Source organism: Pseudomonas sp. NFACC02 (assembly GCF_900110765.1).
Classification (GTDB): domain Bacteria; phylum Pseudomonadota; class Gammaproteobacteria; order Pseudomonadales; family Pseudomonadaceae; genus Aquipseudomonas.
Genome location: NZ_FOEO01000057.1, coordinates 19,300 through 28,211 on the forward strand (window position 1 = coordinate 19,300; position 8,912 = coordinate 28,211).

6 protein-coding genes are annotated in these 8,912 nt (G+C 59.8%); all 6 read right to left on the reverse strand.

Going from position 1 to position 8,912, the window contains the following annotated elements; translation table 11 throughout:
* Nucleotides 1-139: 139 nt before the first annotated feature.
* Nucleotides 140-1,066, reverse strand: a complete 927-nt coding sequence (locus tag BMY73_RS25800) for a hypothetical protein (RefSeq protein ID WP_062391056.1) — start codon at nucleotides 1,064-1,066, stop codon at nucleotides 140-142.
* Nucleotides 1,063-1,989, reverse strand: coding sequence for a hypothetical protein (locus BMY73_RS25805; protein ID WP_062391057.1), 927 nt, complete (start codon nucleotides 1,987-1,989; stop codon nucleotides 1,063-1,065). Before BMY73_RS25805 ends, BMY73_RS25800 begins: the two co-directional genes overlap by 4 nt.
* On the reverse strand, nucleotides 1,986-5,255 hold the full coding sequence (locus BMY73_RS28640) for a toxin VasX (RefSeq protein WP_256571381.1): 3,270 nt from the start codon (nucleotides 5,253-5,255) through the stop codon (nucleotides 1,986-1,988). The genes BMY73_RS25805 and BMY73_RS28640 overlap by 4 nt, the downstream gene beginning before the upstream one ends.
* Nucleotides 5,255-6,118 (reverse strand): DUF4123 domain-containing protein, encoded by an 864-nt coding sequence (locus tag BMY73_RS25815; RefSeq protein WP_062391058.1) that lies wholly within the window; start codon nucleotides 6,116-6,118, stop codon nucleotides 5,255-5,257. Before BMY73_RS25815 ends, BMY73_RS28640 begins: the two co-directional genes overlap by 1 nt.
* Complete coding sequence (tssI, locus tag BMY73_RS25820; RefSeq protein WP_092410687.1) at nucleotides 6,115-8,160, reverse strand: type VI secretion system Vgr family protein; 2,046 nt, start codon at nucleotides 8,158-8,160, stop codon at nucleotides 6,115-6,117. The genes BMY73_RS25815 and tssI overlap by 4 nt, the downstream gene beginning before the upstream one ends.
* 127 nt (nucleotides 8,161-8,287) lie before the next feature.
* The gene (locus BMY73_RS25825) at nucleotides 8,288-8,803 is read right to left on the reverse strand and encodes an Hcp family type VI secretion system effector (protein WP_062391131.1); all 516 of its coding nucleotides are present in this window, start codon (nucleotides 8,801-8,803) and stop codon (nucleotides 8,288-8,290) included.
* Nucleotides 8,804-8,912: the final 109 nt, after the last annotated feature.

An 8,912-nucleotide genomic window follows, 5' to 3' on the forward strand; every position in this document is an offset into this window, starting at 1 on the left:
ATCAGCGTGCCAGAGCGTGCGAGGCGGTAAATGCGCTAGTAGGTGCATTGTTATTCTTGGGGATGGGTTGCGCGCTGATCGCCCAGATACTCCCTGCGCGACCATGCGCGTTTTTTCGTAGTTCCGGCCGGTGGTGTGCTCATGCTTCCTCCGCCGTTCTGGCGGCAAGCTCGGCCTCGCGTTTGGCGATGGCGGCTTCCAGTTCCGGGGAGCGCTTGGCCCATTGTTCAGGGGGGAGTGGTTTGGACCACTCGATGATGTTGGGATAAGGCAGTGCGGGCGGGTGCGAGAGCTTGAGGTTCTGCAGTTTTTCGGCGAAGTATGTCCCCAGAATCGTGATACAGAATATCCCCCAGATGACCTGTATCAGATCGCCCTTGCGCAAGTCGGTGATGATCGAGCCGATTTGAGTCTGTTCATAAGGTGCGATGCCTACCCGGCTTTCGGGTGCGGCGTCCGGCCCGGCTTCCATGTAGCTGCGCATGCATTCCCACAGCGCCATGGCCGTAGTGCCGCCCCCGCAGTTGAAGCCCATTGAATAGTGTTTTTCGCCTTCCTTGGCCTGCGGATCGGGGTTTTCAAAGCCGATGATCAGCAACCCCATCGTGGCGCGCCCTGCCTGACTTACCGAGGAGTGCTGCGTCGCGGCGGCGGTGACGGTTTCCCACGGGACAATCCAATAGGTGCCATCGGCTTGAGGGACACAGACCTCACGGCGTTGGCGATTGAAGCGCACGGGTAGAGGGACTTCGCGATAGATGGCCTGGATCAACATCAACGAAGGAATACCGATGATAAAGGCTGTCATGATCGCAAATATGTGCATCTCATCCTGATCATTTCTGAACAGGTATCCCATGAATGCAAACAACATCACCATTGGCCACAAAACCATCACGGCCGACCCGATGCTGTAATTCCCAATATCCAGAAACACCTGATTCTTGCGCCAGATGGTGTTGAGCGAGTCACAGGGTTTCTGACCGGTAGGGATGGGCAACGGGGCCAGATAGTCCCTGCGCGACAATGCGCGTTTTTTCGTGGTCCCGGCCGGAGGTGTGCTCATGCCTTCTCCGCCGTTTGGTCAGCAAGTTCAGCCTCACGCTTGGCGATGGCGGCTTCCAGTTCCGGGGAACGCTTGGCCCATTGTTCAGGGGGGAGTGGTTTGGACCATTCGATGATGTCGGGATAAGGCAGGTCGGGTGGCGGATTCAGTTTCCAGCGTTCCAGCACATCTATCAGCAGCGTGTTGAAAATGAAGAGGCCGCAAAAACCTTCCCACAAAGCGGTGACAAGCCAGCCTCTCAGCTTCGCCGCCTTGATAAGGTCGTCCACGTACGTCGCCCAGATGCCTTTGGATCTGTAGAAGCGTGCCGTCTGATCCTCGACGGCGTCCGGCCCGACTTCCATGTAGCTGCGCATGCATTCCCACAGCGCCATGGCCGTGGTGCCGCCCCCGCAGTTGAAACCCATCGAATAGTGCTTTTCACCTTCCTTGGCTTGCGGGTCGGGGTTTTCAAAACCAATGATCAGCAACCCCATCGTGGCGCGCCCTGCCTGGCTGACGGAGGAGTGCTGCGTTGCGGCGGCGGTGACCGTTTCCCATGGGACGATCCAATAGGTGCCGTCTGCTTGAGGAACGCAGACCTCGCGGCGTTGGCGATTGAAGCGCACGGGTAGGGGGACTTCGCGGAAAAGGCCTTGAATTACAAACAAAATGGGGATGCCCACGATGATTAATCCGCCGCCCCACATTAGCGGATGAGGCGTGATGTAAGTCATAAATACAAAAAGCAACAGGACTGGCCAAATCACCATCACGGCCGACCCGATGCTGTAATTCCCGATATCCAGAAACACCTGATTCTTGCGCCAGATGGTATTGAGCGAGTCGCAGGGTTTCTGCCCGGTGGGGACGGGCAGCGGGGCCAGATAGTCCCTGCGTGACATTGCGCGTTTTTTCGTGGTGCCGGCCGGAGGTGTGCTCATGCTTTCCCCTTAGGCTGAAGGTAAATTGCCCCCGGATGGTCGTCGCCGAGGGGATAGCTGGGTGCACGGTCCAGCGCCGGGGTCGGGTCGTTTCGCAGGGCAATTACGCCCGTGCTGTCAGTCAGCGTGAACGTCAGGCCGCGGTCTCCGCCGACATAACTGGTGGCGCCCAGCAGGCCGGTCAACGGCGTGCGATAGCGTAAGCGGACGGAGACACTGCTGGGGGTGGAGCCGATCATATTCGGAATCGTGTTGAAGGGACCGCTCAGGCGCAGACCCTGGCCTTCGTTGTGCGGTATCCATTGGCAGGTGCTGCTGGACAGCCAGATCGGCGCCATGTTTCGCCAAGGGCGGGGCGGTTGGTAATAGGCGGTGGGGCTGTTTTTAATCAGGTCGCGGTAGGCCAGCGTGTCCACCGGATCCCCGATCAGGGAGAGTTCCAGATAGGCGCTGCCGGGTTCTGCCCCTGGCAAATCGATGGTCATGGCGCGAATGGAACTGACGAAGGCCATGCCGGAGGAGCCGCGCGAGCTGGTGACCTCCGAACGACTGTCCATGCTCACTCGGGGGGCGTAGAGAATGGCATACAAACGATCCAGTTCATCCTCTTGCGCCTGGGCCGCAATGGGTGACAGGTCCCCCGCCCGTGCCTTTGACCAGCAACAGAAGTTAAGGAAATTTTGCAACGGGGTCTGCTGAAAGAACCAGGTGATCAGGTACAAGACGCCCAGCGATGCAATTATCCAGTTCAAGGGCCCCATGCACAGGGTGTAGCGCATGATTGCGACTTCAACTTCGATCAGTCCTGCCAAGGCTCTGCCTGTCTGAGCGAGGCCCAAAAGTGCCTGGGCTCCATAAGCGGTGACTTGACCTGCGACGACGTACTGGCGCATAGCGAGCCACGGGTCGACACGCCTTTGCGAATTTTCCAGTTGGGTTTGCAGCGAGACGTACTCGTTCAACGCCGCACCGAATGACAGCGCCCCAATCACCCCACCGAACAGGGTCAAAGTTGGTGCGGCTGACGAACGAATAAAAAACCGATCCTTCTTCAATCCAACCCGCACCTGACTATCAATCACCGCCACCAGCGCCGCAGCCGCATACAACGAAGCCGAGAAGGTGTCGTTCACTCGTTGGTTGTCCATCCCCTCGATTGCCGTGCCCTGGTTCAGGTAGTTGTGCGTGTTGAAGATATTAAGCAGCAAGGCCGCCAGCGGCACGATGCCGCCGCTGTTGGTCACTAAAGGCGAGTTTGTGATGCCCGACACATGCCCGGCGCCAATGGCCTTGCCGGTGGCGCGGGCCCATTGGTTGAGCCCTTCGGCTTTCTGGCCCAGTAACGTCCAGACCTGACGGGCGTCGCGGACAACCTGCGCCACCCGCGTGTCGGCACCCAGCCGGGCGGTGACAAAAATACCGAGCCAGGCGCTGCTGAAGGTTTTATCGCCTTTGAGCAACAGCAACGAGGCCGCCAGCCGGTTGACCAAGACGTTCCAAGGGCTTTTGGCCTCGCGCGCCATGTCTGCCAGGTCGTGCAGGATAGGTGCGGTCAACGGCGCCAGCGCTTGATGGGTGGCATCAATGTTGTCTGAGGCCAGCGCCGCCATCAGCTCGCCCAAGCGAGAGGTGTCGTTGATGGCCGCTTCAAGTGACGGCGTCCAGGCGAGGAATAGCTGGGCCAGTGCACCACCATCGGCAGCTCGTACATAGTCGGCGTATTGTTCCGCGCCATGGGCACGAATGCACTGCGCGGTCAGGCAACCAGTCGCCACTTCCGTCAGCCAGTGCCGGTCATCCAGGTCTTCGTAATCGACAAACCAGGTGCCGTTGAAGGAACGTTTGAGGTACACGGCGCGGTCGGCAAAGAGGGCGTTGTGGCGTTGTTCAACGTCCTTGAAGTGCGCGGGAGCGTTGGTGTCGAGCCAGGTATTCATCGCCGTCAGATCGATGTATTCACTCACCTTGGCGCCGAGGAAGTTATCGTCGAAGTTGGCCTGCTTTTCGGCACGGTATTCGCGGACCACGAATTGCGCTTCGTTGTACAAATCTGCCGGGATGAAGGCCCTTACCGGCGCCACGATTTCGGCAATGCGCGCATCACGAGCGGCCGGCCCCCCCAATCGTAGGGTTCTGGCTTCGTCCTTCCGCGCCTCGTCTAGCTTGTGCTGTGCATCCAGCATGACCTTGCCCTGAGCCGGGGTCAGCGTGAGGTCTCGATCTTTGTATCGGTAGCTGAGCGTACCGGCCAGTTCGGCGCCGTCCTCAGTGATAAGGCTGCGAACAAAACCGCCAATGCTCAGGCGCAGGTTATTGTCACCGACCCATTGTTCGTGGCGAGCTTCGACGGACTCTTGCTCATGGTTGATGTCCCGCAGCACACCCAAGTCGTCGTCGAGCGCGGCCAGGACGGCATACAGCGGCGCTGACTGACTGTTCGCGGCATCCAGCCACGCTTGGGTAGCGCTCACCTCCCAAGGGGTGGCGCTCCAGACGCCGGGCTCGACCAGCGGCTCATCCGGGGGCTGCGCGCCTGCTGCGTCTTCGCGCTCACGCAGCCAATGCGCGCTGTCGGAGTAGGCCTTGATATTTTCTGGCGTGGGTGCGGCGTGCATCACTTTACCCTGCTGACTCAGACCCTCACGGTACGCTGCACCATTTTGCTGGTAGTCATGGGCCAAGGCTTGTTGACGCACCTTTGGCATCAGTTCGGCCATCAGTTCCGGGGCCTTGTCGAGGGACAGGCAGTGCTGAGCCGACAGCCGTTTAGCGACCTCGGTCAGTTTTACTTCCCGCATGCGCTGCCGTCTCTCGGTGCTCTTTTCCAGGCGTTTGCAGGCTTGCTTGCCTAGAGGCCTCTCGCTGAAGAGCATCCAGGCGTCGTCGTTTTTCTTCAGCGCAATGCCTGCTATTTCTCCAGTGGCGATCACCTTATGTGCAGACGTCAACGGCTGCTCCGACAACAGGCCGTCCGTCGCAACGGCGTATCGTTTGAGCGGTCCATTGCCGTGCCACAGGTAAACGTAACCCGCACGCAAACGGCGCAAGGCCATCGGGTGACTCTGCGTTCGGTTCGGTGGCGTGAAATCAGTGTGCGCGGCGGCCTGCTCAGCCATGGCATACCGGGTTGGAACGACAAAGATCTCCGGTTGACGGGCCGGACAGGCGGCCATAGGGCTCGACAGCTCTTCATGGCCGAAGCCGGTTTTTGCTGTCTGATCCGCGGCAGCGAGATGGCGGTTTTTATCCAGCGTGTGATCTGTCATCAAAAAGACTCCTTGTCAGTGCGTAGCAGGTGCCGATGCAGTTCCACCAGCAAGGCGTCCATGCGTTGCGTGGCGTTGAGCGTGGGGTGTTGGAGAATGTCGCGGTAGATTTGATGTTCGGGCGCTTGTGGAAAGGCCGTCCCATGGGTGGCGACCAGTGCAGCCCAGCGCGCCACTTCGCTTGGCGTTGAATAGCCGTAGCGAGCGGCGCCTTCACGGCACGATGCCGCCCACTCTCGTTGTTCGGCGAGCGTTTTCGCAGCCAGGCATTCGGGGAAGTAGGTGCGTACGTGCTCAAGAAGGGTTTCGTCGAACAGCTCCAGCTTGCCTTGGTTAAGCTGCTGCAACTGCTGTTCATCGAGATACAGCCAAGGCCGCTCGCCATACGGCTGGGCACTTTGTCGGTCTTGTTCGCGAGCGATCCATTGTTCGCCCTGGTCCGTCCTCGCCGGCAGGCGCACTCGATTGATCGGCCCCATCATGTGGTCTTTTTCATCAGCCCTCATGGCCGGCAGCCAATGACGCATAACGCGTGGATCGTAGTAGCGAAACAACACCGCAACATCGCCGGTCACGCGCGCATGAACGAGGCTGCGCAAGTGTGCTGTCAACGTCTGCAGGGGGGCGTCACTCTCGATCATGACGCCGGCGTCATGCTGCCAGCGGTCCATGAACGCATGTTCCAGATCACTGCCGGCGCGCAAGAGCACCAACGCGGGACCCACGTCGAAGAGCGCTTCATAGCGAGTTGTGCGATAGAGCCATTCGACCGTCGGGCTGTCCTCCAGGCTGTACACGGTTGTTGGTAGGTTCTCGATTTTTGCCCCATCCAGAAGCAGGTACCGCGATGGCGTCAGGGTCATTTCGCGGCCTCCAGGTTTTGACAGACTTCGCAGATCGGCCCAGCGCCTGTGGCTGCTTTTTGCAGGGTCTGTACCGAGGCTTGATGCAATAATTCCCCGGCCTTGTCCGTATCAGCCTCCAGCAAAGCACCCGGCAGCAGCGGTGCTGCGCCGGCTCCAGTCCCGGGACTGCCTCCGCTGTTCAGCTTGATCTGCGCCCCGGTGATGGTGACCCCGCCCGCGTCGATCTTGATGAAGCTGCCGCCCGCCTTGAGGGTCAGTTCGTTGCCCGCTTCGATGACGACTTTCGCGCCGCTACGCAGATGAATCTCCTGACCTGCCTCGATGAACTGGCCGGTGCCGATCGAGACGTGCTGGTTGACGCCGACCGTGAGGTGGTCGTCGGCCCTGGCGTGTACTTTGCGGTCGGCGTGGACGGTGCAATGCTCTTCGGCCTTGAACTCGCTGTAGCTGTTGTGCTCCACGGTGTCGTGCCGTTCGTGGCCGACGTGGATTTTCTGGTCGTGCCCGATGTTTTGATCCCAGTTGCGCTGGGCGTGCACGAAGATCTGCTCTTGGCCTTTGCGGTCTTCGATGCGCAGTTCGTTGAAGCCGGCGCCGCCGGGTGAGCTGAGGGTCTTGAAGGTGGTGCGGGTCTTGTGGACGGGCAGTTCGTAGGGCACGGCGTTGGTCTTGTGAAACAGACAGCCGCTGATCAGCGGTTGGTCGGGATCGCCCTCCAGGAAGGTCACCAGCACTTCCATGCCGACGCGCGGGATGGCGAGGCCACCGTAATGCGCACCGGCCCAGGCCTGCGAGACGCGCAGCCAGCAACTGGTCTTGTCGTCAGACTGGCCCTCGCGGTCCCAGTGAAACTGTACTTTTACCCGGCCGTACTCATCGCAATGAATCTCTTCCCCTTTGGGGCCGGTGACCCTGGCGCTCTGGCTGCCGAGTATTCGCGGTTTCGGATGCTTGAGCGGCGGCCGGTAGGGCACTTCCCACGGCGTCGCCCTGAAGGTATTGCGATAGCCCTGCAGGAAATCATCCTTGAAGCGCGCCGTATCGCTGTTGATCGACTCTTCCAGCACCTGTGGCTGCTTGCCTTCGTGGAGGATTTCGGTCAGCAGCCACAAATCGTTCCAGCGGGCCTGCGGGTGTCGGGTCAACGCCAGGAAGTGGCCGCTGACCAGCGACGGTTGATCGCTTTTGCCTTCGGCCAGTTGGAAGTCGCTGCGATGCCGTTCCAGCGCGCGTCTGGCCAGGTGTCTGCCACGGTCGCGGTGGGTGAAACGCCCCGGATAGTCGTAGTCTTCGAGATCGGGCATGACGCCGCTGCTGTCGTCGCTTTGCAGATTCAGGTGCGGCTTTTCAAAGTCATGGTCGCGGCGAGTGGTGCGGGTGGTGCGGGTTTCCAGGCGTACGTCAAAGCCCTTGATCACCGGCTCGCTGGCGAGCATCCCGCAATCCTGCTGATAGGCGACAGGCGCCAGCCTGGGGAACATCACCTGGTCATCGGCGAACACCAGCCTGTGTGCCGTGGGGCTGTGTTCGAAGTGGTAGTGAATGCCTTCCTCTTCGCACAGACGCTGGATGAAGTGCAGGTCCGATTCATCGTATTGCACGCAGTAAATGCGCTCGGGATAAACAGCCCCCACCTTGAAGGCGTAGGCATTGCTCTGGATGCCATGTTCCTCCAGGACCTGGGCGACGATGTCCGGCACGGTGAGGTTCTGGAAGATGCGCTGGTTAACGCGGTGGGCCAGATAAGAAAGGCGCGGACGCAGGGTCACGGAGTAATGCGTCAGGCGTTTGCCGGAGTCACCCTGGGCGACGCGATAGATCTGCCCGTGGATGCCGTGACCGTCGGGCGAGAGCTGCAGGAAGGCCGGCTTGTGCAACAGCTTTTCGAGGTCCAGTGAAGGCCGTTCGCTGACCAGTTCCACATCAAACCCGAACGGTTCACTGATCGTTTCGCGACCCTTGAAGGCATGAACCTGAAGATCGTCTGAAAACCCTTCGATGGTCAGGCTGAAATGGGTCCGGTTGGCCGGTGCGGACATCCCTTGTTCCTTCTGCATGTGGCTGCGCTGGCCAATACCCAAGGGCATCAGCAAACGTAAAAGAGAGGTAAGCATGCAAGCGCACCGACCCGCCGAGCGGGCCGATGCGCGAGACGATCAGTCGTGGTCAAACGACCGGAGAGCGCCAGTCATCGGAACCGGAAGTGCCGGAAACCTCGTGGGTCCAGGTGATTTTGCGGTAGGTGAGCTGCACCTCTTCCTGGAGCATGAGATGAGCGTTGTCGAGGTCCTGGCAGTTGGGCATGGTGTTGTTGATGGAGACGACGATCGCGTCTTCGAGTGTGGTGGTGTAGTAGTGCTCCTGAGCGCCTAGCGCCGAAGTGCGGTAAAAGTGAATGACGATTTCGGTCAACCGCTCCCCGGAGGTCAGCGCGGCCAGCAGCAATGGTGATGACTTGTCGTGGGCCTTGGTGATGGTCACGGGCTTGTGAACGCGTTGACCGGTCGGTTGGCCGGATTGCGGATCCCGTGGAATGATGATGTCGTGGTGGAAGGCCTGAATCATGACCTGGTCTTCGTGACCGTCCTGATAGGTGTTGCCAACCGAGTCGGCGGTAAATGCGCCGGCCGTGATCAGACCTTGTTTTTCGCCAGTGACGGACATGTACGCTGGAGTTGCCATGAATGCTTCCCTTGCTGAAAGTTGGGTTGTCCGAAGAGCGGAATTGCCCGCCGGGGTAGACAAGGGAAATCAATTAATGTGCCAGAAAATAAAAAGCCCATATAAAACA

What these genes read in the sequence shown, in the direction of transcription:
- BMY73_RS25825 (WP_062391131.1), bottom strand. Translation starts at nt 8,803, where the DNA reads ATGGCAACTCCAGCGTACATGTCCGTCACTGGCGAAAAACAAGGTCTG.
- tssI (WP_092410687.1), bottom strand. Translation starts at nt 8,160, where the DNA reads ATGTCCGCACCGGCCAACCGGACCCATTTCAGCCTGACCATCGAAGGG.
- BMY73_RS25805 (WP_062391057.1), bottom strand. Translation starts at nt 1,989, where the DNA reads ATGAGCACACCTCCGGCCGGCACCACGAAAAAACGCGCAATGTCACGC.
- BMY73_RS25815 (WP_062391058.1), bottom strand. Translation starts at nt 6,118, where the DNA reads ATGACCCTGACGCCATCGCGGTACCTGCTTCTGGATGGGGCAAAAATC.
- BMY73_RS25800 (WP_062391056.1), bottom strand. Translation starts at nt 1,066, where the DNA reads ATGAGCACACCTCCGGCCGGGACCACGAAAAAACGCGCATTGTCGCGC.
- BMY73_RS28640 (WP_256571381.1), bottom strand. Translation starts at nt 5,255, where the DNA reads ATGACAGATCACACGCTGGATAAAAACCGCCATCTCGCTGCCGCGGAT.